The sequence below is a fragment of the Pantoea sp. EABMAA-21 genome (genome assembly GCF_030053335.1).
In the GTDB taxonomy this organism is placed as follows: Bacteria; Pseudomonadota; Gammaproteobacteria; order Enterobacterales; family Enterobacteriaceae; genus Pantoea; species Pantoea communis.
Map to the genome: position 1 here is coordinate 1 of NZ_JASGBX010000026.1, position 25,046 is coordinate 25,046.

Sequence of the window (25,046 nt, forward strand, 5' to 3'; positions counted from 1 at the left end):
GGCGCAGCGGCTGCAGGTGCAACGGCGGTCGCCAGCGCAGGCTGCTGCATCACTGGCGCAGCATAAGCCTGTTGCATGACCGGATAGCCAGCGTTCGCAGGTGAACGGCTGATACGAACTGACTCTTCGCCTTCAGAGATTTCCAGCTCGGAGATGCCAGACTCTTCTACCAGTTCGATCAGTTTCTTAATTTTACGAATATCCATGAGTGTGGTTCCGTACTCTGTTTAATTGGAATGTGACAGGCGTTTTACTGCCGTTTGTAAAGCCCATGAGTATCCATCAGCGCCAAGTCCACAAATGACGCCAGCAGATACATCAGAAAGATAGGAGTGATGTCGGAACGGCTCACGTGCATGCACGTTCGAGAGATGCACCTCAATAAAAGGGATGCTAACCGCCAACAGGGCATCACGCAGTGCAACGCTGGTGTGCGTGAATGCAGCCGGGTTGATGATGATGTAATCCACATTGCCACGGGCCTCGTGAATACGATCAATCAACTGAAACTCTGCATTCGATTGCAAATGACTCAATTTCACATGGTGCTGATCGGCCTGCTGGGTCAAATCGCTGACAATTTCTGCCAACGTGGTGTGCCCATACTTCTCAGGCTCGCGCGTTCCCAACAAATTCAGGTTGGGGCCGTTTAAAAGCAGTATGTGAAATTCGTGCGCCATCTTGCTGCTATCTCCTGCAATCAGTAAGGCATCGCGTAAAATACCGCGACATCTGTCGTTTGTCACTCCTGTGAGTGAAAAAGACGACTTCGCTTGCAATAAAGCCGGGCATTATATCCGTTTCGTCGCAATTCGCAGCAAAATACTGGTCTTATCTGCGAAGTTGATCGGATGCGGCCCGAAAGCCACACCTTTTATCAGATTTCACAGCAGGAAGACAACCATGCGGGGATTATCGATGCAGAAGTTTACGCAACTTATTGTAACGCCAACCTAACAGCACTAAAGCCACCAGCGCATAAATCCAGGGCTGCGGGGAGAAGACTTTCACCGACCAAAGATAGTGGATAGGTGCGAGGATCGCGACAAGATAGATGCCGTTGTGCAGGGTTTGCCAGCGACGGCCAAGCTTACGTTGGGCACGTTGAAATGAGGTGATGGCGAGGGCAAACAGCACCAGCCAGCAGATCATACCCAGTAACAGATAAGGACGTGAAACGATCTCACTACCCAGCAGTTGCAGGTGGTTATAACCCAGTTCCAGCAGATAGTAGCTGGTCAAATGCAAACATGCCCAGGCAAAACACCACACGCCGAGCAGGCGGCGTGTGCGAATCAGCAGAGGCTGTTTCAGGTAACGCGTGAGTGGGCTCACCAGCAGCGTCGCCAGAAGCAACTTTAACGCCATTCTGCCGGTAAAATGCTGGATATCTTTCGCCGGATCGGCACTTAACCAGCCCTGGCTGGCTGCCATAAACAGATACACAAACGGCAGGAAAGCCGCGAGATGCAGCACCACTTTTAACAGGGTGATATGGCGTAACGTCAGTCGCACTCAGTAATTCTCCCGTAAATTGAGCCCGCGATACAGTGAAGCCACCTCTTTAGCGTAGCCGTTAAACAGCAGGGTTGGCTGGCGTTCGACATTCAGAATGCCGCCGGAACCAATAAAACGCTCGGTGGCCTGCGACCAGCGCGGGTGATTCACATGGGGGTTAACGTTGGCATAAAATCCATATTCGTTATTGGCGATTTGGTTCCATGTGGTAGGAGGCTGGTCGCGCGTCAGGGTGATTTTAACGATGGATTTGATGCCCTTGAAACCGTATTTCCACGGCACCGTCAGGCGAATCGGGGCGCCATTCTGTGGCGGCAGCGCTTTACCGTACACGCCGGTGCTTAATAGTGTGAGAGGGTGCATCGCTTCATCAAGACGCAACCCTTCCTCATACGGATAATCCAGCCCACCGCCAATAAAGCGATCTTTCTGACCTGGCATCTGGTCCGGAGCATATAACGTCTGAAAAGCGACAAAGCGGGCATTGCTGGTGGGTTCAGCCAGTTTGAGTAATTTATTCAGCTCAAAGCCCACCCAGGGGATCACCATCGACCACGCTTCAACACAGCGCATGCGATAAATACGCTGCTCCATGGCAAAACGTTTAAAGATGTCGTCCATATCCAGCGTGATCGGTTTCGCCACTTCACCTTCAATGCGCAACTGCCAGGGCTCAGTTTTCAGCGTGCCGGCGTTGGCAGCTGGATCGGCCTTATCCAGACCAAACTCATAAAAGTTGTTATAGCCAGAAACCTTGTCAAACGGTGTCATCGGCAGATCGGCCTGATACTGCGCGGGTTTGGTAAATTGCAGATCGCGACCTGCGGGGGCAGGTGGACGGTCATTGCCTTTAAACCAGCTCAGCACATCTGCCTGCGCCGCGCCGGGTAAACTTGCCGCAGCGGCGCCTAATCCCAGCGCTTTCAACACCTGACGGCGGCGCATATTAAAGATGCTCTCGGGCGTCACGTCGGATTCGGTAAGGTATTGCTTCAGCTTCATGGCATTCTCCGGCGAAAAAGGTGGTGTTGTACTCAGCATGATCAACTCGCGCTGGACACGCCACTTTGCCCGGAAAAATATGAAATTTCCTGGCAAGCGGGCTCTGTTGAGAATAGGACGAAAAAGTCCGTGTGAAACGCAAGCCATCACACTTTGCGGCTATACTCGCGCCGCAGGTCCGATTAGCATGGCGCACCGCCTAATTTGATGCGCGTCTGGCGCTGATTCAGACGATGTTTTGTGCTATTTTGCTCAGGTTTACGCCAATGAGCAGGTTGGCGCCGTCGGATGGCGACCGTTTAGAACCGCAGTGATACAGGCACAGGGATGCGATTAACAACTAAGTTTTCTGCGTTTATTACATTATTAAGCTTACTGGCAATGTTATTGATGCTGGTCGGCTGCGCTTTTAGTTTTATCTGGCTATCGCAACAGCGCGTTGAAACACGCGTCAATACGCTAGCGACCGAAGTCGATAAAGCGCTGACAACGCAATCGCCACAAGAACTGACGCAGTGGTTGACGCGCATCATGCCGGTGATCAATGCGGAACAAATTGAGATGCATAACGGCAATACCGTGGTGTTTCAACTCGCTCGCCATGAAAATCCTATGCTCGAAGATGAGCCGAATCGTTTTATTCAGTTCGATCTTCCGTTAGTGCACTCTCCCGGCCTTGAGCTGCGTGTAGTGGTACTCGATCCTGCGAAAACCTGGTTCCGTTCCTTTACCGGTGCCTATACGCTGATTGTCCTGCTCAGCGTGGTGGCGATTATGTCGGCTTTACTGGTGATGACGCATCGCTGGATCAATCGTCGCTGGCAGCACATGGAGCGTTTAGAAGCTCGCTCCGAGCGTATTCTGGCGGGTGAGCGCGTGCCCTACGTCGGCCATTATGCCGAATGGCCGCCAAAAGCCAGTCGCGCCATTGACACTTTGCTTAACGATCTTCAGGAAGCGGGCGAGCAGCGCTTGCGCATTGATACGCTTATCCGTACGTTTGCCGCACAGGATTCACGCACCGGCCTGAATAACCGCCTGTTCTTCGATAACCAGTTAGCCACGCTGCTGGAAGATCAGGAAGATGTGGGCACACATGGCGTGGTGATGATGGTGCGCCTGCCCGATCTCGACACGCTTCATGAAACGCTGGGCCAAACACTGGTGGATGAATACCTGTTTGACCTGATTAATATGCTGTCGACATTTGTTCTGCGATATCCAGGCGCTTTACTGGCACGCTACTTCCGCAGCGATTTTGCAGTGTTATTGCCGCACCGCACGCTCAAAGAGGCCAACAGTATCGCCGATCAGTTGATCAACGCGGTCGACTCATTGCCGCCGATGCGTATGGTCGATCGCGATGATTTAATCCACATTGGCATCAGCGCGTGGCGCAGCGGAGAAACCGTGCCGCAGGTGATGGAAAATGTCGAGATGGCGACCCGTCGTGCCGCCTTGCAGGGCGGTAACAGTTGGTCAGTCGGTGAAGGCAATACCTTAGACATGGGACGTGGTAGTGTGCGCTGGCGAACGCTGCTGGAAAACACGCTTAATCGCGGCGGCCCACGTCTTTACCAAAAACCGGCTGTGTTGCTGGATGGCAAAGTGCACCACCGTGAAATGCTGGCGCGCGTGTTCGATGGCGACAAAGAAGTGGTGTCGGCCGAGTTTATGCCACTGGTGCTGCAACTGGGTTTGACCGACAGTTGGGATCGCCAACTGGTGACGCGAATCGCGGCACTCTCTGAAGTGTGGCCTGATGAAACGCTGGCGTTACCCGTCAATATTGACTCCTTATTACAGCGTCCATTTCAGCGCTGGCTGCAAAAGCTTTTGCTGCAATGTACAAAATCGCAAAGAAAACGTTTTTTATTTGAACTTGCTGAGGCTGATGTTTGTCAACACATCAATCGCTTAGTGCCGGTTTTCCAAATGTTGACCGCGTTTGGTTGCCGTGTGGCGGTGGATCAGGCGGGCATGACCGTGGTGAGCAGTGCTTATATCAAGCAGTTCCCAATCGAAGTGATCAAACTCGATCCGGGGCTGGTACGTAATATTGAACGTCGTACTGAAAACCAGTTATTTGTGCAAAGTTTACTGGAAGTGTGCAAATCCACCTCGACACAAGTTTTTGCTGCGGGCGTGCGCACGCGCGCGGAGTGGCAAACGCTGGCGAATCTGGGCGTGGCAGGTGGGCAGGGCGACTTCTTTGCGCCATCATTGCCGGTGAACAGTAATGTGAAAAAACATTCACAACGTTATCGAATTTAGGTCTTCAGCCAGTAAAGTGGCGCTGAGGGGCCTTTTTCTGCCCTTTGGTGAATTACGTCCGCGCTTATGATGGCTGGAAATGTTAGATTTTATGTCGAAATTCGCCCGGTGATTAAGGGGGAATTTACGTTTAATAGGGCGGCTTAGCGCTATTTAACGGCGGCCAGGGATAAGCGAATCGGCCCAAAAAATTATTCAGCGTATTTTTTCACCGAAGCAGAACGTTTTTGCGCCTTGTAGCGGCTTCGCGTGGTTGGTAAAGTAGGCGGATTTTATTTTCCGCCCCCAGCTTGCAGGATTATCCCTTAGTATGTTTAAAAAATTTCGTGGCATGTTTTCCAATGACTTGTCCATTGACCTAGGTACCGCGAATACCCTGATTTACGTAAAAGGACAAGGCATCGTGCTGAACGAGCCTTCCGTGGTTGCCATTCGTCAGGATCGTGCCGGTTCGCCAAAGAGCGTTGCGGCCGTAGGTCATGACGCCAAGCAGATGCTGGGTCGTACTCCAGGCAACATCGCGGCCATCCGTCCTATGAAAGATGGCGTGATCGCCGATTTCTTCGTGACTGAAAAAATGCTCCAGCACTTCATTAAGCAAGTGCACAGCAACAGCTTTATGCGTCCAAGCCCACGTGTGCTGGTCTGCGTACCGGTTGGCGCCACTCAGGTTGAGCGCCGTGCTATTCGTGAATCTGCACAAGGTGCAGGCGCGCGCGAAGTGTTTCTGATTGAAGAGCCGATGGCTGCCGCAATTGGTGCAGGCCTGCCGGTATCTGAAGCAACCGGTTCGATGGTGGTGGATATCGGTGGTGGTACCACTGAAGTGGCCGTTATCTCCCTGAACGGCGTGGTCTACTCTTCTTCTGTACGTATCGGTGGTGACCGCTTCGATGAAGCTATCATTAACTATGTGCGCCGCAACTACGGTTCACTGATTGGTGAAGCCACTGCGGAACGTATCAAGCACGGCATTGGTTCTGCCTATCCGGGTGATGAAGTACACGAAATTGAAGTACGTGGTCGTAACCTGGCTGAAGGTGTACCGCGTGGTTTTACCCTGAACTCCAATGAAATCCTCGAAGCGCTGCAAGAGCCGTTGACGGGTATCGTGAGTGCAGTGATGGTCGCGCTGGAACAGTGCCCACCAGAACTGGCTTCTGATATCTCCGAGCGCGGCATGGTGCTGACCGGTGGTGGCGCATTGCTGCGCAATCTGGATCGTCTGCTGATGGAAGAAACCGGTATTCCGGTTGTCGTTGCAGAAGACCCGCTGACCTGCGTCGCGCGCGGCGGTGGTAAAGCGTTGGAAATGATCGACATGCACGGCGGCGATTTGTTCAGCGAGGAGTAAATCCTCATCGGCTGAGACCGTGGTCAAATTGCGCAGGGAGTCGCGCCTATCGACGCTGCGCACGACGGCGAGATGCGTCCAGCCCTGGAGGCGTTAGTCATAAGACTGGCGCTTCTTCCCTGATGTCGAGGAACACGCAGAATTTATGAAGCCGATTTTTAGCAGGGGGCCTTCCCTGCAGTTGCGTCTCTTTCTGGCAGTCATTGTGGCTATCGCGATTATTATCGCAGACAGCCGCGTGAGCTCCTTCTCCCAGATCCGCAACTACCTGGACACGTCGGTAAGTCCATTTTATTTTCTGGCCAATGGGCCGCGACAGCTTCTTGACGGCGTCTCAGAAACGCTGGCTTCACGCCAGCAGCTCGAGCTGGAAAACAAAGCGCTGCGCCGTGAGCTCTTCCTGAAAAATAGTGACCTGCTGATGCTGGGGCAATACAAGCAGGAAAACGCACGTCTGCGTGAGCTGCTCGGCTCGCCGCTGCGTCAGGATGAGCACAAGATGGTGACCCAGGTGATTTCAACCGGCACCGATCCGTATACCGATCAGGTGGTTATCGATAAAGGCAGCGTAAACGGTGTTTACGAAGGCCAGCCGGTGATCAGTGATAAAGGTGTAGTGGGTCAGGTGGTGGCTGTGGGTCAGGTGACCAGCCGTGTACTGCTGATTTGTGATGCTTCGCATGCGTTGCCGATTCAGGTGTTACGTAATGATATTCGCGTGATTGCGGCGGGTAACGGCTGCAGTGAAGATTTGCAGCTGGAACATCTGCCGGGCAACACCGACATTCGTGTCGGCGATGTGCTGGTGACGTCAGGTCTCGGCGGGCGTTTCCCTGAAGGCTACCCGGTTGGCGTGGTCTCTTCCGTGAAAGTCGATACCCAACGTGCCTACACCGTGATTCAGGCGCATCCGACGGCTGGCCTGCAACGTCTGCGTTACCTGCTGCTGTTGTGGGGCGCGGATAAGAATGGCGACATGCCAATGGCACCAGATGAAGTTCACCGCGTGGCGAATGAGCGTCTGATGCAGATGATGCCGCAGGTCTTGCCGCCAGCAGGCGAAATGGGCCCACCGGCACCGGATATGATGCAGCCTACGCAGCAAATGGGGCCGCCGGCACCCGCTAACAGCAGTCGTTCGCAAGGGATCCCAGCGAACACACGCGGAGGCCAGCCTTGAGTCGATATCGCAGCCAGGGCCGATGGGTTATCTGGCTGTCCTTTCTGATTGCCCTCATTCTGCAAATCATGCCCTGGCCGGAACAAATCTACATGTTCCGGCCTTCATGGCTTTTGTTGATCCTGGTTTACTGGGTTCTGGCATTACCGCACCGGGTTAATGTTGGTACAGGCTTCTTTTTAGGGGCCGTGATGGACCTGGTGGCCGGTTCGACGCTGGGGGTGCGCGCGCTGGCGTTCAGCATCATCGCGTATCTGGTGGCCTTCAAATTTCAGCTATTCCGAAATCTGGCGTTGTGGCAGCAGGCATTAATGGTTATGGTGCTGTCGCTCGCGGTGGATGTCATTGTTTTCTGGGCTGAATTCCTGGTCATCAACGTCTCATTTCGCCCGGAAATCTTCTGGAGCAGTCTGGTCGACGGCATTCTATGGCCCTGGCTATTCTTATTAATGAGAAAGATTCGCCGACAGTTCGCTGTTCAGTAAGGAAGACTATGATAAGCCTGTATCTCGCATCCGGTTCACCGCGTCGACGTGAACTGCTCACGCAATTGGGTCTGCAGTTTGAACGTCTGATTACGGACGTTGAAGAGCAGCGCCAGCCAGAAGAAGCGGCGGAAGTGTATGTTCGCCGTCTGGCTTTGGACAAAGCGCGAGCTGGCGTGGCGGTCGCGCCGCAGGATTTACCGGTGCTGGGTGCAGATACCATCGTGGTACTCAACAATGACGTGCTGGAAAAGCCGCGCGATGCTGCACACGCAGCGCAGATGTTGAGTCAACTCTCCGGGCAAACGCATCTGGTGATGACCGCCGTCGCGCTGGCTGACAGTGCACGCGAGCTGGATTGCCTTGTCACCACTGACGTGACATTCCGCAATATCACGGCAGAAGAAATCTCGCACTATATTGCTAGCGGCGAGCCGATGGACAAAGCCGGCGCGTACGGAATACAGGGTCTGGGCGGCAATTTTGTCCGCAAGATTAATGGAAGCTATCACGCCGTAGTGGGATTACCGCTGGTTGAAACCAATGAGTTGCTGAGCCACTTTCAGTCACTGCGTGCGTTAAGGGGACAAGATGACGGCTGAGCTGCTGGTTAACGTTACACCTTCTGAAACCCGTGTCGCCTATATTGATGGCGGCATTTTGCAGGAAATCCACATCGAGCGCGAAGCACGGCGCGGTATCGTGGGGAATATCTATAAAGGTCGCATCAGCCGCGTGTTGCCCGGTATGCAGGCTGCGTTTGTCGATATCGGCATGGATAAAGCCGCCTTCCTGCACGCTTCTGACATCATGCCGCACACCGAATGCGTGGCGGGTGATGAGAAGAAAAACTTTGTCGTACGCGATATCAGCGAGCTGGTGCGTCCCGGCCAGGATCTGGTGGTACAGGTGGTGAAAGATCCGCTCGGCACCAAAGGTGCACGACTCACCACTGATATTACGTTGCCTTCTCGTTATCTGGTGTTTATGCCAGGTGCATCACACGTTGGAGTATCACAACGCATTGAAAGCGAAGCCGAACGTGATCGCCTGAAAGCCGTCGTGGCGGCCTACTGTGACGATCTCGGCGGCTTTATTATTCGTACTGCTGCCGAAGGCATCTGTGAGGAAGATCTGGCGCAGGATGCCGCCTTCCTCAAGCGTCTGTGGACCAAAGTCAGCGAGCGCAAAAAACGTAATCAGACGCGCTGTCTGCTGTACGGTGAATTAGCGTTGGCACAGCGCGTGCTGCGCGACTTTGCCGGCGCAGCGCTGGATCGCATTCGCGTTGATTCACGTCTGACCTGCGATCTGCTGGTGGAATTTACCGGCGAATATATCCCGGAAATGGCCAGCAAGCTGGAGCTGTACAGCGGCAAACAGCCAATCTTCGATCTGTTTGATGTTGAGAATGAAATCCAGCGCTCACTGGAGCGCAAGGTTGAACTCAAGTCGGGCGGCTATCTGATCATCGATCAAACCGAAGCCATGACCACCGTCGATATTAATACCGGTGCATTTGTTGGGCATCGTAATCTCGACGAAACCATCTTCAACACCAACATTGAAGCCACACAGGCGATTGCTCGCCAACTGCGTCTGCGCAATTTGGGCGGCATTATCATCATCGATTTTATCGATATGAGTAATGACGACCATCGTCGCCGCGTACTGCATTCGCTGGAAAGTGCGCTAAGCAAAGATCGAGTGAAAACCGGTATCAACGGTTTCTCAGCGCTCGGTCTGGTGGAAATGACGCGCAAACGCACGCGGGAAAGTATTGAACATGTGCTCTGTGCCGATTGCCCGGTGTGCAAAGGGCGCGGCACGCTGAAAACGGTGGAAACGGTCTGCTACGAAATCATGCGCGAAATCGTGCGTGTGCATCATGCTTATGATTCGGATCGCTTCCTCGTTTACGTTTCCCCGGCGGTGGGTGAAGCATTAAAAAGCGAAGAGTCACATGCGCTGGCTGAAGTGGAAATCTTTGTCGGTAAGCAGGTTAAAGTCCATGTTGAGCCGCTCTATACTCAGGAGCAGTTTGACGTCGTCATGATGTAAGTCGTGAGGCTGAACGCCGTTATTCAACGGGAAGCAAGGAGAGGTGTGTGAGGCGGTTGCCGAGGATTTTGTTACTGCTGCTCGCCGCAATCATCGTTATTGTGGCGCTGCTAGTCAGCGGGTTGCGCCTCGTGATGCCGCATCTCAACAGCTATCGCAGCGACATACTGCAGACGATTTCACGCGTCAGCGGAGTGACGGTGGATGCCAGCGAGCTGCAGGGTAAATGGGAGAACTTCGGCCCAACCCTGCAGGTGCGTAATCTCAACGTTGTGATGCCTGAAGATGGCAAACTCACCATTGGCCGCGTAAATCTGGCGCTTAACGTATGGCAATCGCTGCTGCACTGGCGCTGGCAGTTCCGTGATCTTACCTTCTGGCAACTGCGTCTCGAAACCAATCATCCGCTGCTCACCAGCGATCAACAAAAAAATAGCTTTAAGCCGGCGCAAATCAACGATCTGTTCCTGCGCCAGTTTGACCACTTTGATCTGCGTGATAGCAGCATCCGTTTTCTCACGCCCTCTGGCCAGCACGCTGAGCTGGCGATTCCGCGCCTGACCTGGCTCAACGAAAGCACGCGTCACCGTGCGGAAGGGGAAGTCAATCTCTCCAGCTTTACCGGTCAGCATGGTGTAGTGCAGGTGCGACTCGATCTCAACGATACCAACGGATTACTCAACGATGGCCGCATCTGGATGCAAGCGGATGACGTCGATGTGCGTCCGTGGATCGGTCCGTGGCTGCGCGACAACACCAGCCTCGAAAGTGCCCGTTTCAGCCTGGCGGCATGGGTGAATCTGCGTGATGGCGATGTCTACGCCGGTGACCTGTTGCTCAGTAAAGGCGGTGCACGCTGGCGCGGCGAACAGGGCGATCACCAACTGCAGGTCGATGGCTTAACCGCGCATCTGGCGCGTTTCCAAAATGGCTGGAGTTTGTCCGTCCCGCAAACCCGACTCAGCACCGATGGCATCGCCTGGGCGCCGGGGCACTTCTCACTTCTGTGGAAGCCGGAAGACCAGCAGATGCTGGGCGTCAACAGTGGTGCGGAGGTGCGTGTGCGTGCCACGCAACTGGATCTGGAGCGTCTGGCACCGTTGGTGCCGCTGTTCAAACCCTTATCCCCTGCGTTACTGGATAACTGGCGTGCATTGCAGCCGCGCGGCAACATCGATGCGCTGGCGCTGGATATTCCGCTCAATCAGCCCGAACAAACCCGCCTGCAAGCCAAATGGCGCAACCTGGCGTGGCAGCATTGGGAGCTGTTGCCAGGGATCAGCAATCTAAACGGTACCGCCAGCGGCAGCGTGAGTAACGGTCGGTTGGATGTGGCGATGGGACAAGCGGAAGTGCCTTATGGCGACATGTTCCAGGCGCCACTGCAAATTCAACAGATCACTGGCAAACTGAACTGGCAGCGCGATGCCAGCGGCCTCACGCTGGACGGTCAGAATCTTGATGTTCAGGCACGTTCCCTGTGGGCGCGCGGTGATTTCCGCTATCAGCAAAATATCGGCAAAGCGCCACAGCTGAATATTCTGGCGGGCATTCGCGTCACCGATGCGGGTGATGCCTGGCGCTACTTCCCGGAACCGCTAATGGGCCATGATCTGACCCATTTCCTCAGCGAGTCGATCAAAGGCGGGAAGGTGGACAATGCCACGCTGTTGTTCGCCGGTAATCCCAGCCTGTTCCCGTTTAAGCACAATGACGGCATGTTTGAAGTATGGGTGCCGCTGCGTCAATCCACCTTCCAGTTCCAGCCCGGTTGGCCCGCGCTGGAAAACCTCGATATCGACCTCGATTTTGTTAACGACGGCCTGTGGATGAAAGCCGAGAAAACCAAATTGGGAGAAGTGGATGCGCGTAACGTCAGCGCGGTGATCCCGGACTACCTCAAAGAGAAGTTGATTATTAATGGCGATCTTAGCGGTCAGGGCAAGCAGATTGCCGATTACTTCGAACAGACGCCTCTGAAATCGACGTTGGGCGCGGCACTGCAGCAGTTGCAAATCGGTGGCAATGTGCGCGGTTCATTGAATCTCGATATTCCGCTGGATGGTGAATTGGTACATGCCAGCGGTAATGTTGTGATGAACAATAACAGCCTGCACATTAAGCCGTTAAACACCACGCTGGAAAACCTCACCGGACGTTTCCGTTACAACAACGGCAACCTCGAAAGTGAAGAGATGCAGGCCAACTGGTTTGGTCAGCCCACTGGCGTCAGTTTTACCACTACCGAAAACCCTGACAACTTCGGTGTCAACGTGAAGCTGCTGGGCGACTGGCAGCCGTCGAAACTGAAAGTGTTGCCAACCAGCGTCAGCAGTCAATTGAGCGGCAGTCTGCCGTGGCAGGGCAATGTCGACATCACGCTGCCACACAAAGGGGGCGCGACCTATAAAGTCGATTTGCAGGGCGATGCAAAAACAGTAAGTAGTCACTTACCTTCGCCACTGGATAAGCAGGCGGGTGAAGCGATGCCCATCGCCATTAACGCCACCGGTGATCTGAAAGGATTCACGCTAAGCGGCAGCGTGCGCGAGCATAACCGTTTTAACAGCCGCTGGATTCTCGAACCTCAGCTGCGCGTGGATCGCGGCATCTGGCTCAACGATGCGAAAAGCACGCCGAAGCTGCCAGAAAAACGCGGGATGGAACTCAATTTACCGCCGCTGGATGGTGAAGCCTGGATGGGGCTGCTGGCGGGAAGCAGTGGTTCGCGTAATGCTCAGGGCGAAACGGAAGTCGGCGGCGCGCTGTTACCAGGCGATGTAACTCTGCGGACACCGGTACTTATGCTCGGTGGCCAGCAGTGGCATGACGTTAATGCCACCGTCACGCAAGGGCCGACCGGCAACACACAACTCCAGCTGGAAAGCCGCGAAGCGCGAGGCAGTTTGCAAACCGCACAGCATGCGCCATGGCAAATCGACCTTAGCTATCTTTACTACAATCCAGAATGGGCGAACAGCAGCGACAACAACGCCTCGCCGTTGGGTGACAACAGCAGCACAGTAGACTTCAGTAGCTGGCCAGCGATGCAGCTAAACTGTGATGAGTGCTGGCTGCGCGGGCAGAAGTTTGGACATATGCAGGCCAGATTACAGCCGCAGGGAGATACGTTAGCACTTACTAACGGTAGCGTGGATTCCGGCAGTGCAAAGCTGAAGATCAACGGAGAATGGGTCAATAAGCCGGGCAATCAGCGTACCTCATTAAAAGGCAGTCTGAGCGGTAAAAACATTAATGATGCCGTTAACTGGTTTGGGATGAATACCCCACTTCGTGACGCGCCGTTTAACGTGGATTATGACCTGCACTGGCGTTCCGCCCCGTGGCAGCCTTCAGCGGAAACGTTGAGCGGTACGCTGAAAACCCATTTTGGCAAAGGCCAGATTGCGGATGTGAACACCGGGCGTGCGGGGCAGTTGTTGCGCCTGATGAGTTTTGACGCCTTGCTGCGCAAGCTGCGCTTCGATTTCAGTGACACCTTCAGTGAAGGCTTCTATTTCGATTCAATTAACGGCACGGCGTGGATCGAAAACGGTGTGATGCACACGGATAACCTGCTGGTTGATGGCCTTGAAGCGGATATCGCCATGCAGGGGCAGATCGACCTGGCAAAACGCCAGATTGATATGGAAGCGGTCGTTGCCCCTGAGATCTCCGCTTCGGTGGGAGTGGCAACGGCCTTTGTGGTCAACCCGGTGATCGGGGCCGCCGTATTTGCCGCCAGTAAAGTATTGGGCCCGCTGTGGAATAAGATCTCGCTACTGCGTTATCACATTAGCGGACCGTTGGATAAACCGGAAATCAATGAAGTGCTGCGCAAACCGCGCGAAGACGACAAGAAGTGAATTTGACGCCGTCGGGGAATTGCCGCAGGCTATGACTATCCGAGCACATAATGAGTGAGAAACGATGACTCTGAATCTGGTAAGTGAGCAGTTACTAGCTGCGAACAGCATTAATCAGCAGGACCTTTTTTCCCTGTTAGGGCAGCTTTCAGAACGTCGTCTGGATTATGCCGACCTCTACTTCCAGTCCAGTTTCCATGAATCCTGGGTGCTGGAAGACAAAATCATTAAAGATGGTTCTTACCACATCGACCAGGGTGTCGGTGTGCGAGCTATCAGTGGTGAGAAAACCGGTTTCGCTTACGCAGACCAAATCACCCTGAACGCCCTCCGGCAGTCTTCTGAAGCCGCGCGCAGTATTGTGCGTGAGCAGGGCAATGGCAAAGCGCATACACTTTCAGCTGTGATCAACCGTTCGCTATATGCGCCGGTGAATCCGCTGGACAGCCTGACGCGCGAAGACAAAATTGCACTGCTGCATCGTGTTGATACCGTGGCACGTGCGGCCGATCCGCGCGTGCAGGAAGTCAATGCCAGCCTGACTGGCGTGTACGAGCAGGTGCTGGTGGCGGCGACCGATGGTACGCTGGCTGCGGATATCCGCCCACTGGTGCGTCTGTCGATCAGCGTGCAGGTGGAAGATCAGGGTAAACGTGAACGCGGCTCCAGCGGCGGCGGCGCGCGTACCGGTTATGAGTTCTTCTATGCCGATGAAAACGGTGATGTGCGTGCCGATGCATGGGCGCGTGAAGCGGTGCGTCTGGCGCTGGTGAACCTGTCTGCCGTGGCCGCGCCTGCGGGCACCTTGCCGGTGGTATTGGGCGCTGGCTGGCCGGGCGTGCTGCTGCATGAAGCAGTCGGTCATGGTCTGGAAGGCGATTTCAATCGTCGTGAAACGTCGGTCTTCAGCGGAAAAATGGGGCAACTGGTGGCCTCTGAACTCTGCACCGTGGTTGACGATGGCACTATCGAAGGCCTGCGCGGCTCACTGGCAGTGGATGATGAAGGCGTGCCAGGCCAGTATAACGTCCTGATCGAAAACGGCGTGCTCAAAGGCTATATGCAGGACAAGCTTAACGCGCGTCTGATGGGCGTACCGCCAACCGGTAACGGACGTCGTGAATCCTATGCGCACTTGCCGATGCCGCGTATGACCAACACCTATATGCTGGCGGGTAAATCCACGCCGCAGGACATCATTTCCAGCGTTGAGTACGGGATTTATGCGCCGAACTTTGGTGGTGGTCAGGTAGATATCACCTCGGGCAAGTTTGTGTTCTCAACCTCAGAAGCCTATCTGATTGAAAACGGCAAAGTCACTACGCCGGTGAAAGGTGCAACGCTGATTGGTTCCGGTATTGAAGCGATGCAGCAGATCTCAATGGTCGGTAACGATCTGGCGCTGGATAAAGGCGTTGGCGTGTGCGGTAAAGAGGGGCAGAGTGTGCCGGTCGGCGTCGGCCAGCCAACCCTGAAGCTGGATAAAATCACCGTCGGCGGAACTGCATAATCATTCCTGGTGCGCATCAATGCGCACCTTCCGAATGACAGTAAAGTCTGATGTCCCCATGACGCACCATTTCGAATGGCCGTGGAGTATGATGATTCCACGGCGGCCTCTACGAATGACCGTAAGTTGATGTTCGCATGGCGGACTCTACAGATTATCGAACAGTCTGAGTTTCCCTATGGCGCACCTTACAAATAGTCGTTTCGCGCATCGTAGGGACACCCTGTATGGCGCCCAGACCGTTAACTCTTACGATGCTGCTGGTACTGTTGCGCCACCTGCTTAAAGTACTCGGTCAGATAATCGATACATACCTGCACCTTCAACGGCATCTTGTCTTTCTCGGTATAGAGCGCATACACCGGACGCGGTTCTGAGTGATATTGCGGGAACAGAATATCGATCTCCCCGGCGTTAATCTCATCTATCACCCACATCAGGGGGACATAGGCGATGCCGCAACCGGCTTTCAGCCAGCGAATCAGCGTCTGTGAATCATTGGTGACGAAGCGACCCTGCGGCGTCAATCGCGTCACCAGGCCTTCCGGTGCGACCAGTTCAAAGGTGTTATCCGGGCGCACGCTGTACTCCAGCCATGAAAAATTATCGATTTCACCCGGTTTGTCTGGCGTACCATGCTGTGCCAGATAACTTTTTGCGGCACAGACCACCATCGGCATCGCGCCCAGTCGACGTGAGAACAGGTTTGAATCTTGCAACGCGCCTACGCGGACTACGAGATCCAAGCCGTTAGCGATCAAATCTGGCGCGGGAATGCCGGTAACCAGATTGACGCTCAGGCCAGGATATTCACGCAGCATATCGCTGGTCATTGCAGACAACACGTTTTGCGCCATAGTGGAGGAGCAGCCGATACGCAGAATACCGATCGGCGTATTATTAAAGGCATAAAGCTGTTCGTGCACCTGAGACGCTTCAGCCAGCATGCGGCGGCAGCCCTGATAGTAGATCTTACCTGCTTCGGTCAGACCAATACTGCGCGTACTGCGATTTAACAATTTGACCTGCAACTCATCTTCCAGTTTGGCGACAATTTGGCTGATTGACGAAACGCTAAGATGAAGCTGACGTGCCGCGGCGGTATAAGAACCTAATTCAACCACTTTGGCGAAAATGGACATGCCTTTAAGTCGTTCCATTGTTTACTCTGGCTAAAAAGTGATTTAGCTCACAATATGTAGAAAACGTATAGTCATGCGCGTTACTATACGCACGCTGGGTCTGTTCACCGCACCTTAACACGGCTGTGTTTACACGATGATACGCTATCATTAGCTCAACGCGGCCTGAATGTTGCCATCAGTCTCCCAATCATCCCCTGATTCTCAACCCGACGTGCCATGCGGCATGAGGGCAGGTATCGGTGCAATCCGGCAAGGTCGAACTAAGGAACCGTAATGAGTGTGCTTCCGGTATTTGTCGTATTCGGGCTGAGTTTTCCGCCCATCTTCATTGAACTACTGGTTTCTCTGGCGCTGTTCTGGCTGGTGAAACGCGTGCTGACGCCCAGCGGAATTTATGACCTGGTGTGGCATCCGGCACTTTTTAACACAGCGTTGTATTGCTGCGTGTTTTACCTTGTATCCCGTCTATTCGTCTGAGGTTTTAAGTGAAAGCGCTCATAAGAAAAATCGCGCGTTACGCGATTACTATCCTGCTGGTTATCATCGCAATCGTGATCATCTTCCGCGCCTGGGTGTTCTACACCGAATCGCCCTGGACGCGTGACGCCAAATTCTCCGCTGATGTGGTGGCGATCTCGCCAGACGTGACCGGCCTTATCACTGACGTGCCGGTGCACGACAACCAGCTGGTGAAACAGGGGGATACGCTGTTTGTCGTGGATCGCCCGCGCTATCAGAAAGCGCTGGATGAAGCCCAGGCGGATGTCGAATATTACCAGGCATTAGTCAATGAAAAGCGTCGTGAAGCGGCGCGCCGTAATCAACTCGGCACCAGTGCCATGTCGCGTGAAGCCATCGACCAGGCTAATAACGATCTGCAAACCAGCGAACATCAGCTGGCAAAATCGGTGGCAACGCGCGATCTGGCGGTGATCGACCTGGATCGCACCACCATCAAAGCGCCTTCAGATGGCTGGGTCACTAACCTGAACGTTTATCAGGGCGAGTTCATCACCCGTGGTTCCGTTGCCGTGGCATTGGTACAGCAGCACTCATTCTACGTGCTGGCGTATATGGAAGAGACCAAGCTGGATGGCGTGCGTCCGGGCTTCCGCGCTGAAATCACCCCGTTGGGCAGTAATACCGTATTGCGCGGCACGGTGGACAGCATCGCGGCGGGCGTGACCAACAGCAGCAGCAGCGTGGACAGCAAAGGTATGGCGACCATCGATTCCAACCTCGAATGGGTACGACTGGCACAGCGCGTACCGGTGCGTATTCGTCTTGACGATCAACCGGGTAACCGCTTCCCGGCGGGCACTACCGCCACGGTAGTGATCACCGGTGATAAAGATCGCCAGACCAAAGTCTCGCCGTTGACGCAGTTCTTTAACCGCCTGCGCGAGTTTGGTTAAGCGAGGGCGTTATGATTGAGTTTTTGCGTTTCCCGGTGAAGCTGACATTTGCGCTGGTTGCGGCGCTGATGATTGGCTTTCACTTTAATCTGGAAACGCCGCGTTGGGCGGTGATGACCGCCGGCATTGTTGCTGGTGGTACCGCCTTTGCTGCGGGGGGCGATCCCTATTCTGGCGCACTGCGCTATCGCGGCATTCTGCGCATCATTGGTACGTTTATTGGCTGTATTGCCGCCCTCACCATCATGATCGCCACGGTGCGTGCACCGGTGGTGATGCTGCTGCTGTGCTGTTTATGGGCGGGCATGTGCGTCTGGCTCTCCTCGCTGATCAAAGTCGAGAACTCCTACGCGCTAGGTTTGGCTGGTTACACTGCGCTGATCATCGTGGTCACCGCCGATGCCAGCGGTGGCTTAACGCTGGCACCGCAATATGCCGTTGAACGTTGCAGTGAAATCGTCATTGGCATTCTGTGTGCGATTCTTGCGGATATGTTGTTTTCGCCGCGCTCGATCAAAAAAGTGATTGATGCTGAAGTCGATTCGCTGCTGGTGGCGCATTACAAACTGCTGCAATTGTGTGTCGCCCACGCGGATAAAGACGAGGTGGATCGCACCTGGAGCGCGCTGGTACGTCGCACCACGGCACTCAACGGCATGCGCAGCCAATTGCTGATGGAATCTTCGCGCTGGAAAAATACCAGCCGCCGGTTACAGATGCTGAATACGCTGTCGCTGACGTTAATTACGCAAGCCGCTGAAACCTTCCTGATTCAAAACGCTCGTCCGGATTATATTCCGACGCAGTATCGCCTGCTGATTGAGAAAGACGTCCATAACGTCGATGACGTGCATAAGCGTATGAAGGTGATGCGTCGTTTGATCAGCGTCAGCAACAAAAATGTGCCGATGACGGTGGCAAGTTGGGTCGGCGCAGCAACAGAGTATCTGCTGCTGATTAATGGTGTACGCAGTAACAGCCGCATTACCACGCTGGAAGAGAGTATCCTGCAGCGCGAAGTGGTGATTCAGGCACGTTCGGCGGAAACCCATCATGCGATGATCAACGGCGTGCGTACCTTTGTGGCGACCGCGCTCGGCTCTCTGTTTTGGCTCTATACCGGCTGGACTTCGGGCAGTGGCTGTATGGTGATGCTGGCCGTCATCACCGCGCTGGCGATGCGTATGCCGAATCCGTTGATGATGGCGAAAGACTTCTTCTACGGTATGGCCTTCGCCGTACCACTCGGCATGCTCTACTTCATCTATATCCTGCCAGCTACCCAGCAAAGCGCGTTGTTGTTGTGTATCGCGATTGGCGCACTCGGGTTTATCGGCGGTATCTTCGTGCAACGACGCCAGATTGGTACGTTAGGTGCGTTGATTGGCACCATCAATGTGCTGGTGCTGGATAATCCGATGAAATTCGAGTTCAACGTCTTCCTCGATAATGCGTTGGGCCAGTGGATCGGCAGCTTTGTGGCGATGATGGTGATTCTGCTGATTCGCGATAAGTCTAAAGCACGTACCGGCCGTAAACTGCTGAATCGCTTTATGTATGCGGCTGTGGCGGCCTTGACCACCAATCAGGCGCGCCGTCGCGAGAATCATCTGCCCGCGCTCTATCAGCAGCTGTTCCTGCTGCTCAATCTGTTCCCCGGCGATATCGACAAATACCGCATCGCGCTGACGCTGATTATCGGTCATCAGCGACTGCGTAATGCTGAAGTGCCGGTTAACGCGGAGCTTTCGGCTTATCACCGTCAGTTGCGATACACCGCCGATCGCGTGATTTCAGCCACCAGCGATGACAAGCGGCGCTACTACTTTGAGCGTTTGTTGAAGGAACTGGAGATTTATCAGGAAAAGCTCCATCACTATTCGGCACCGGAGAGCGTTACCGAACCGGTGAAACGGCTCTCGTTGATGCTGGATAAATACCAAAACACCCTCATCCAAATCTGAAATCGGCCGCTGCACGTTGCAGCGGCCTTTTTGATCCCACGCTGACACAAAACCCGATGATATTGGCATCTATACTTTCCTGACAGGATGCAAACTAGCAGGAGAAGAATAATGTCCACCTCTCTACAACAACACGCGCTGTTCAAAACCGGCTATTTCGCTGCGGGCCAGTGGCACAACGCCAGTGCCACCTTTGACGTCACTAATCCGGCAACCGGCGAAGTGCTGGCAAAAGTCGCACGCGCGGGTAAGGCGGAAACCGAGCGGGCCATCGCTGCCGCTCAGCAGGCTTTTCCGGCATGGCGTGATAAAACCGCGAAACAGCGCGCGGAGATTCTTAATCGCTGGTATCAACTGATCATTGAGAACAAAAGCTGGCTCGGGCAACTGATGACCGCCGAGCAGGGCAAACCCCTGAAAGAAGCCGAAGGCGAAGTCGAGTACGCCGCCAGCTTTATTCAATGGTTTGCCGAGCAAGCTAAACGTGCCAACGGCGAAATCATCCCGCCAGCAAAACCCGGATCACGCATTTTGGCAACACGTGAACCGATTGGTGTGGTGGCGGCTATCACGCCGTGGAATTTCCCGATGGCGATGCTGACACGCAAGCTTGGCCCGGCGCTGGCAGCAGGCTGCACTGGCATCATCAAACCGGCCAATAACACTCCGCTGTGTGCCTTTGCGTTAGCCGCGCTGGCGCAGGAAGCCGGTGTGCCCGACGGCGTATTGAATGCGGTGGCGGGCGATACTCATGCCATCAGCGACGCCATTATGTCGAGCCCGGCTGTACGTAAAATCTCGTTCACCGGTTCAACCGCCGTGGGCAAAACGCTGATGCGCAATGCCGCGGACACCATGAAGAAAGTCTCGATGGAGCTGGGTGGCAATGCACCCTATATCGTGTTTGAGGATGCGGATATTGAGGCGGCGGTACAGGGCGCAATAGCCAACAAATTCCGCAATGCGGGCCAGGTCTGTGTCAGCGTTAACCGCTTTTATATACACAACGCGGTCTACGATCGTTTCGTCAATCAACTGGCCGATGCCGTGGGCAAGCTGAAAGTGGGTAATGGCGTAGAGGAAGGCGTGATAGTCGGCCCGCTGATCGAGCAGTCGGCGCTGGAAAAAGTAGAAGAGCACGTTAAGGATGCGCTGAGCAAAGGCGGTAAGTTGCTGATTGGCGGCGAGCGTCATCCGCTGGGAGGCAACTTCTGGCAGCCGACGGTGATTGCCGAGGCGCATGAGGGGATGAAGCTGGCCCAGGAAGAGACCTTTGGTCCGGTCGCCGCCTGCTTCCGCTTTGATGATGAAGCCGATGTCATTCAGCGCGCCAATAACACGGAATACGGATTAGCCGCCTATTTCTATACGCAAAATCTGCAACGGGTGTTCCGCGTCTCGTCGGCGCTGGAGGCCGGGATGATTGGCATTAATGAGTGCGCCGTATCCACTGAACTGGCACCGTTTGGCGGTGTAAAAGAGTCCGGTTTGGGACGTGAAGGATCGGTGCTGGGAATGGAAGAGTACCTGGAAGTGAAAGCGCTGCATATTGGTGGGCTTGCCTGACGGGCGGCCCTGCCTGCAAGAGGGAATCACAATGAGAACCGAGCGTTTTGATTTTGACGAAATCGTCGATCAAGCCCATTTCTATCGCCAGTTCAGCGATCGTTTTGCGCTGGCGGATCTGGCCATCAGCGATCTTGACGATCTCTGGGATGCGATACTTGGGGAGCAGTTGCCGTTGCCGCTGGAAATTGAGTTTGTGAATCTGGGGACAGGGCAGAAACGCCGGTATGGCGCATTAATCCTGCTGTTTGATGAAGCAGAAGAGGAGCTGGAAGGCCAGCTCCGCTTTAATGTGAAGTGACAAGCCGAAAAAGGGCCCCGGCGAGCGGGGCCAAAGGGTTCGTCAGAATTGACGAGGAATTATTTATACAGCTCGGCGGTCACGTGATAGCTGTCGCCGGTTTTCGCTTCAATCACTTTATAAGCACTGGCACCTTGTGCATCGGCTTTCTGAGAAAGCTCAGAACGGTAATCCATTGGCGAACCGCCGGTACCGCTGATGGTGATAGTGCTGCCGGTAGGTTGCAGATTTTGCGCCTGCTCATCCGTTACCAGTTGGGCTGCTGATGCACCAAAGGCAAACAAGGAAAGGAGGCTGGCGGCTGCGATGGTTGCTTTGATTTTCATGATTTTTTCTCCTCGTTGTAATCAACAACCTGCGGCAAAAGGTGGGTGAGGCGGGTCGTCGATCAATTGTCTGGCGCCGTTCAGGCGCCCGACGTTCGATGTAATCTTATTTGTACAGTTCTGCAGTCACGTGGAAGGTGTCGCCACGATTATTCTCAATGATGCGGTAATGGCTGGCACCCTGAGCATCGGCTTTCTGCGACAGTTCCTGACGGACGTTGGTCTGATCACCGTCAACACCGCTTACGCTGATGGTCTGATTCAACGGTTGCAGTTGCTCGGCTTGTTCGTGAGAAACCAGGCTGGCAGCACTGGCACCGAAGGACAATACGGAAGCCAGACCTACGATGGCGATAGCTAATTTGGTTTTCATGATTCACTCTCCTGAAATGGGGTTTGGCAACCAGAGAGGCAAATGCGTCTCAAACGGGTCGCCGTTCACACTGCGTCTTGTTCAGTCAACTTATTTATAAAGCTCAGCGGTGGCGTGATAGCTGTCGCCGGTATTCGCTTCGATCACACGGTAGGCTTTAGCACCTTCCTGATCGGCTTTTGCATTCAGCTGCTCATGGATATCCATCGGAGAACCGCCCACGCCGCTCACACTGATGGTGCCGGCAGGTTGCAGATTCGCTGCCTGTTGGGCATTGATAGAATCTGCTGCAAAAGCACCAAATGACAGGGCAGATAGAACACTCAGGGTTGCGATAGTAGTTTTAACGTTCATGGTATTTTTCCTCGTCTTCTGTTTTTATCTTTTTCTTTCGTGTGATTTGCATCACAAAAACAAGTATAGATCTAATCACCCATGAAATTAATGTCTGGCTAATAATGTTTGGTTGTTATTCTTTATCCTTATGGCACCTTTTTAGAACTGGAAGTTATTAAAACCGGTTGATTCTTAACCATTGGCTGTTATTTATTCGTAAAAACAAGGATCTGCATCAAATTATCTTTTCGTGCGAAAGATCATGGTCGATCCCGCTGGCTGATACGCCATAAGAAGCTATAACCACTGAGCATAATATGTAAAGCAGTGTAAAATAGCGCGAATGGTTAAGAAGGGGAAAAGGTCGTACCAATATTTTCTCGGATGCAGAACCGGCAGCTATATCGATAACTTATTATTAAAAAAGGATTTTGTAACAAGCGTGGCGGGTAACGGATCATCAGGAAGGATGTTACCGGCAGATGATCTGCCGGTTAAGACCAGGGTTTTATAGTTCCTGTTCGAATAAAACCAGCACGGCATCGTGCAGCTGTTTTACGGAGAAACTACGCGCAGGGGTAATAAAGATGGTGTCATCCCCCGCGATAGTACCGAGAATGCCTTCCGCTTTACCGAGTGAATCCAGCAGGCGTGCAATCAGCTGCGCAGCACCCGGGCTGGTGTGAATCACCACTAAGGCATCGTTGTAATCGATATCCAGCACCAGATTCTTCAATGGGCTGGTGGTGGTCGGCACGCCAAGTTCGGCTGGCAAACAATAAACCATTTCCATTTTGGCATTACGGGTGCGCACGGCACCAAACTTTGTCAGCATACGAGAAACTTTTGACTGGTTGATGTTCTCGAAGCCGTCTTCCTGCAGCGCCTGTACGATTTCGCCCTGAGAGCTGAATTTTTCTTCTTTTAATAACGCTTTGAACGCTTTGATCAAGTCGTCTTGTTTTGATGGGTTTCGCATAAGCTACCAATAAAAGAGGGGTGCAGCAGGCAACAGGCCAGCAGCAGATAAATTATTATGCATTTAGATGAATTTTTATGCAATAAGCGTAGTGAGCGAATCGCGCTAATCAACTGCGGACAGGCATCATAGCAGAGTTTTGTGTTGCGCCAAAATCGCGGGCTGACGCGCAAAGCGAAGGTTGCAATGTTGTTATAGTATTGAAGTGGTAACAACTATATCGATGATCATTGCCGTCCATTGTCTTCTGGCTGCGATTGTATCATTCAGGCGACTTCTGAAGTGGAGATGTCTCGGGAGCCGATTGCGGCGTCATGTTATTGCGCGACAGGTTTGTCGCTATCGCCTGAGAAGTTGATTAAACTCGTAACCTGATGGATTTTCGGCATATCTCTGCCCCACCTTCATAAGGAGTTCAGGATGAAAGTTGCCGTTCTCGGTGCAGCCGGTGGTATTGGCCAGGCGCTCGCACTGCTGCTCAAAACTCAATTACCCGCAGGTTCCGCTCTCTCACTTTATGATATAGCCCCGGTCACGCCCGGGGTGGCGGTTGATCTCAGCCATATTCCTACCTCTGTGAAGGTGGAAGGGTTTAGTGGCGAAGACGCGACACCTGCGCTGCAGGGAGCCGATATTGTGCTGATTTCTGCGGGTGTGGCACGTAAACCCGGCATGGATCGCGCCGACCTGTTTAACGTTAACGCGGGCATTGTACGTAACCTGATCGAGCAGGTTGCCAGCACCGCGCCGAAAGCGCTGATTGGCGTGATCACTAATCCGGTTAACACCACGGTGGCCATTGCGGCTGAAGTGCTGAAGAAAGCCGGCGTGTATGACAAGAACCGTCTGTTTGGTGTCTCAACCCTCGACATTATCCGCGCCAACACCTTTGTTGCAGCGTTGAAAGGCAAGCAGCCCACCGAGATCGAGGTCCCGGTGGTGGGGGGGCACTCAGGCGTGACAATTTTGCCGCTGCTGTCGCAGGTTAAAGGCATCAGCTTCAGCGAACAGGAAGTGGCTGACCTCACTAAGCGTATTCAGAACGCCGGCACCGAAGTGGTGGAAGCGAAAGCCGGTGGTGGATCGGCGACCTTGTCCATGGGGCAGGCTGCTGCGCGCTTTGGTCTCTCACTGGTGCGTGCGCTGCATGGCGAAGCAAACGTGGTCGAATGTGCTTATGTTGAGGGAGATGGCGAATATGCGCGCTTCTTCTCCCAGCCGCTGCTGATCGGCAAGAACGGTATCGTGGAACGTCGCCCGTTGGGTTCTTTGAGTGCGTTTGAACAGCAGGCGCTTAACGGGATGCTGGATACGCTGAAGAAAGATATCGCGCAGGGCGAAGAGTTTGTGAAGTAACGCTCAGCAGAAAAAACAGCGCCCGGTGATTGCCG

Annotated in this window: 23 protein-coding genes; 14 read left to right on the plus strand and 9 right to left on the minus strand. The window is 53.9% G+C overall.

Annotated features, from left to right (window positions below):
* The 4 genes from QMZ65_RS24075 to msrP all read right to left on the minus strand — a co-directional run.
* On the minus strand, positions 1-206 hold a 206-nt coding region (locus tag QMZ65_RS24075), incomplete at its 3' end, for a DUF8684 domain-containing protein (protein WP_502921546.1).
* A gap of 21 nt (positions 207-227) precedes the next feature.
* Entirely contained in the window at positions 228-680 is a 453-nt protein-coding gene (aroQ, locus tag QMZ65_RS24080; protein WP_058959566.1) for a type II 3-dehydroquinate dehydratase, read from the minus strand.
* Positions 681-912: 232 nt separating this feature from the next.
* On the minus strand, positions 913-1,515 hold the full coding sequence (gene msrQ, locus QMZ65_RS24085; RefSeq protein ID WP_034831066.1) for a protein-methionine-sulfoxide reductase heme-binding subunit MsrQ: 603 nt from the start codon (positions 1,513-1,515) through the stop codon (positions 913-915).
* Positions 1,516-2,520, minus strand: a complete 1,005-nt coding sequence (gene msrP / locus QMZ65_RS24090; RefSeq protein WP_283216879.1) for a protein-methionine-sulfoxide reductase catalytic subunit MsrP — start codon at positions 2,518-2,520, stop codon at positions 1,516-1,518.
* Positions 2,521-2,847: 327 nt separating this feature from the next.
* On the opposite strand from msrP, the gene csrD reads away from it, so the two are divergent.
* The 8 genes from csrD (at position 2,848) to tldD (ending at position 15,250) form a co-directional block, all read left to right on the plus strand.
* Positions 2,848-4,794 (plus strand): RNase E specificity factor CsrD, encoded by a 1,947-nt coding sequence (gene csrD / locus QMZ65_RS24095; RefSeq protein ID WP_160834438.1) that lies wholly within the window; start codon positions 2,848-2,850, stop codon positions 4,792-4,794.
* A 310-nt stretch (positions 4,795-5,104) separates the two neighbouring features.
* Positions 5,105-6,148: a rod shape-determining protein MreB gene (mreB, locus tag QMZ65_RS24100; RefSeq protein ID WP_007891976.1), complete on the plus strand. Its 1,044-nt coding sequence runs from the start codon at positions 5,105-5,107 to the stop codon at positions 6,146-6,148.
* Positions 6,149-6,293: 145 nt separating this feature from the next.
* Positions 6,294-7,328 carry a rod shape-determining protein MreC gene (mreC, locus tag QMZ65_RS24105; RefSeq protein WP_034830877.1) on the plus strand — a complete coding sequence of 345 codons (1,035 nt, stop codon included), beginning with the start codon at positions 6,294-6,296 and terminating at the stop codon, positions 7,326-7,328.
* Positions 7,325-7,813: a rod shape-determining protein MreD gene (gene mreD, locus QMZ65_RS24110; RefSeq protein WP_283216880.1), complete on the plus strand. Its 489-nt coding sequence runs from the start codon at positions 7,325-7,327 to the stop codon at positions 7,811-7,813. The genes mreC and mreD overlap by 4 nt, the downstream gene beginning before the upstream one ends.
* Before the next feature lie 8 nt (positions 7,814-7,821).
* Positions 7,822-8,415, plus strand: a complete 594-nt coding sequence (locus QMZ65_RS24115; RefSeq protein WP_283216881.1) for a Maf family protein — start codon at positions 7,822-7,824, stop codon at positions 8,413-8,415.
* The gene (gene rng / locus QMZ65_RS24120) at positions 8,405-9,874 is read left to right on the plus strand and encodes a ribonuclease G (RefSeq protein ID WP_097119476.1); all 1,470 of its coding nucleotides are present in this window, start codon (positions 8,405-8,407) and stop codon (positions 9,872-9,874) included. Before QMZ65_RS24115 ends, rng begins: the two co-directional genes overlap by 11 nt.
* 47 nt (positions 9,875-9,921) lie before the next feature.
* Positions 9,922-13,740, plus strand: coding sequence for an AsmA2 domain-containing protein YhdP (yhdP, locus tag QMZ65_RS24125; RefSeq protein ID WP_283216882.1), 3,819 nt, complete (start codon positions 9,922-9,924; stop codon positions 13,738-13,740).
* Positions 13,741-13,804: 64 nt separating this feature from the next.
* Entirely contained in the window at positions 13,805-15,250 is a 1,446-nt protein-coding gene (gene tldD / locus QMZ65_RS24130) for a metalloprotease TldD (RefSeq protein ID WP_038644371.1), read from the plus strand.
* Between the two features lie 242 nt (positions 15,251-15,492).
* Here tldD and aaeR read toward each other — a convergent pair whose 3' ends face one another.
* Positions 15,493-16,410 (minus strand): HTH-type transcriptional activator AaeR, encoded by a 918-nt coding sequence (aaeR, locus tag QMZ65_RS24135; protein WP_283216883.1) that lies wholly within the window; start codon positions 16,408-16,410, stop codon positions 15,493-15,495.
* A gap of 258 nt (positions 16,411-16,668) precedes the next feature.
* Here aaeR and aaeX point away from each other — a divergent pair, with 258 nt between their 5' ends.
* The 5 genes from aaeX (at position 16,669) to QMZ65_RS24160 (ending at position 21,641) form a co-directional block, all read left to right on the plus strand.
* A complete protein-coding gene (gene aaeX, locus QMZ65_RS24140; protein WP_021508145.1) occupies positions 16,669-16,872 on the plus strand; it encodes a p-hydroxybenzoic acid efflux pump operon protein AaeX in 204 nt (67 codons plus the stop codon).
* A gap of 8 nt (positions 16,873-16,880) precedes the next feature.
* Positions 16,881-17,810, plus strand: a complete 930-nt coding sequence (gene aaeA / locus QMZ65_RS24145) for a p-hydroxybenzoic acid efflux pump subunit AaeA (RefSeq protein WP_058959562.1) — start codon at positions 16,881-16,883, stop codon at positions 17,808-17,810.
* A gap of 11 nt (positions 17,811-17,821) precedes the next feature.
* Positions 17,822-19,774 carry a p-hydroxybenzoic acid efflux pump subunit AaeB gene (gene aaeB / locus QMZ65_RS24150; protein ID WP_097119478.1) on the plus strand — a complete coding sequence of 651 codons (1,953 nt, stop codon included), beginning with the start codon at positions 17,822-17,824 and terminating at the stop codon, positions 19,772-19,774.
* Between the two features lie 111 nt (positions 19,775-19,885).
* Positions 19,886-21,340 (plus strand): NAD-dependent succinate-semialdehyde dehydrogenase, encoded by a 1,455-nt coding sequence (locus QMZ65_RS24155; protein WP_283216884.1) that lies wholly within the window; start codon positions 19,886-19,888, stop codon positions 21,338-21,340.
* A gap of 31 nt (positions 21,341-21,371) precedes the next feature.
* Positions 21,372-21,641, plus strand: a complete 270-nt coding sequence (locus tag QMZ65_RS24160) for a barstar family protein (protein WP_034831139.1) — start codon at positions 21,372-21,374, stop codon at positions 21,639-21,641.
* A 59-nt stretch (positions 21,642-21,700) separates the two neighbouring features.
* Here QMZ65_RS24160 and yhcN (QMZ65_RS24165) read toward each other — a convergent pair whose 3' ends face one another.
* The 4 genes from yhcN (QMZ65_RS24165) to argR form a co-directional block, all read right to left on the minus strand.
* Positions 21,701-21,967 carry a peroxide/acid stress response protein YhcN gene (gene yhcN / locus QMZ65_RS24165; protein WP_038644381.1) on the minus strand — a complete coding sequence of 89 codons (267 nt, stop codon included), beginning with the start codon at positions 21,965-21,967 and terminating at the stop codon, positions 21,701-21,703.
* Between the two features lie 106 nt (positions 21,968-22,073).
* A complete protein-coding gene (locus QMZ65_RS24170) occupies positions 22,074-22,340 on the minus strand; it encodes a YdgH/BhsA/McbA-like domain containing protein (protein ID WP_283216885.1) in 267 nt (88 codons plus the stop codon).
* Positions 22,341-22,430: 90 nt separating this feature from the next.
* Positions 22,431-22,694 carry a peroxide/acid stress response protein YhcN gene (gene yhcN, locus QMZ65_RS24175; protein WP_034831133.1) on the minus strand — a complete coding sequence of 88 codons (264 nt, stop codon included), beginning with the start codon at positions 22,692-22,694 and terminating at the stop codon, positions 22,431-22,433.
* Positions 22,695-23,184: 490 nt separating this feature from the next.
* Positions 23,185-23,655 carry a transcriptional regulator ArgR gene (argR, locus tag QMZ65_RS24180; RefSeq protein ID WP_034831131.1) on the minus strand — a complete coding sequence of 157 codons (471 nt, stop codon included), beginning with the start codon at positions 23,653-23,655 and terminating at the stop codon, positions 23,185-23,187.
* 420 nt (positions 23,656-24,075) lie between these two features.
* On the opposite strand from argR, the gene mdh reads away from it, so the two are divergent.
* Positions 24,076-25,011 carry a malate dehydrogenase gene (gene mdh, locus QMZ65_RS24185; protein WP_283216886.1) on the plus strand — a complete coding sequence of 312 codons (936 nt, stop codon included), beginning with the start codon at positions 24,076-24,078 and terminating at the stop codon, positions 25,009-25,011.
* Positions 25,012-25,046: the final 35 nt, after the last annotated feature.

Bases quoted from the DNA above. Each gene is read 5' to 3' on its own strand.
- aroQ (WP_058959566.1), bottom strand. From the start codon at position 680: ATGGCGCACGAATTTCACATACTGCTTTTAAACGGCCCCAACCTGAAT.
- msrP (WP_283216879.1), bottom strand. From the start codon at position 2,520: ATGAAGCTGAAGCAATACCTTACCGAATCCGACGTGACGCCCGAGAGC.
- csrD (WP_160834438.1), top strand. From the start codon at position 2,848: ATGCGATTAACAACTAAGTTTTCTGCGTTTATTACATTATTAAGCTTA.
- mreB (WP_007891976.1), top strand. From the start codon at position 5,105: ATGTTTAAAAAATTTCGTGGCATGTTTTCCAATGACTTGTCCATTGAC.
- mreC (WP_034830877.1), top strand. From the start codon at position 6,294: ATGAAGCCGATTTTTAGCAGGGGGCCTTCCCTGCAGTTGCGTCTCTTT.
- QMZ65_RS24115 (WP_283216881.1), top strand. From the start codon at position 7,822: ATGATAAGCCTGTATCTCGCATCCGGTTCACCGCGTCGACGTGAACTG.
- rng (WP_097119476.1), top strand. From the start codon at position 8,405: ATGACGGCTGAGCTGCTGGTTAACGTTACACCTTCTGAAACCCGTGTC.
- tldD (WP_038644371.1), top strand. From the start codon at position 13,805: ATGACTCTGAATCTGGTAAGTGAGCAGTTACTAGCTGCGAACAGCATT.
- aaeR (WP_283216883.1), bottom strand. From the start codon at position 16,410: ATGGAACGACTTAAAGGCATGTCCATTTTCGCCAAAGTGGTTGAATTA.
- aaeX (WP_021508145.1), top strand. From the start codon at position 16,669: ATGAGTGTGCTTCCGGTATTTGTCGTATTCGGGCTGAGTTTTCCGCCC.
- aaeB (WP_097119478.1), top strand. From the start codon at position 17,822: ATGATTGAGTTTTTGCGTTTCCCGGTGAAGCTGACATTTGCGCTGGTT.
- QMZ65_RS24155 (WP_283216884.1), top strand. From the start codon at position 19,886: ATGTCCACCTCTCTACAACAACACGCGCTGTTCAAAACCGGCTATTTC.
- QMZ65_RS24160 (WP_034831139.1), top strand. From the start codon at position 21,372: ATGAGAACCGAGCGTTTTGATTTTGACGAAATCGTCGATCAAGCCCAT.
- yhcN (WP_038644381.1), bottom strand. From the start codon at position 21,967: ATGAAAATCAAAGCAACCATCGCAGCCGCCAGCCTCCTTTCCTTGTTT.
- QMZ65_RS24170 (WP_283216885.1), bottom strand. From the start codon at position 22,340: ATGAAAACCAAATTAGCTATCGCCATCGTAGGTCTGGCTTCCGTATTG.
- yhcN (WP_034831133.1), bottom strand. From the start codon at position 22,694: ATGAACGTTAAAACTACTATCGCAACCCTGAGTGTTCTATCTGCCCTG.
- argR (WP_034831131.1), bottom strand. From the start codon at position 23,655: ATGCGAAACCCATCAAAACAAGACGACTTGATCAAAGCGTTCAAAGCG.
- mdh (WP_283216886.1), top strand. From the start codon at position 24,076: ATGAAAGTTGCCGTTCTCGGTGCAGCCGGTGGTATTGGCCAGGCGCTC.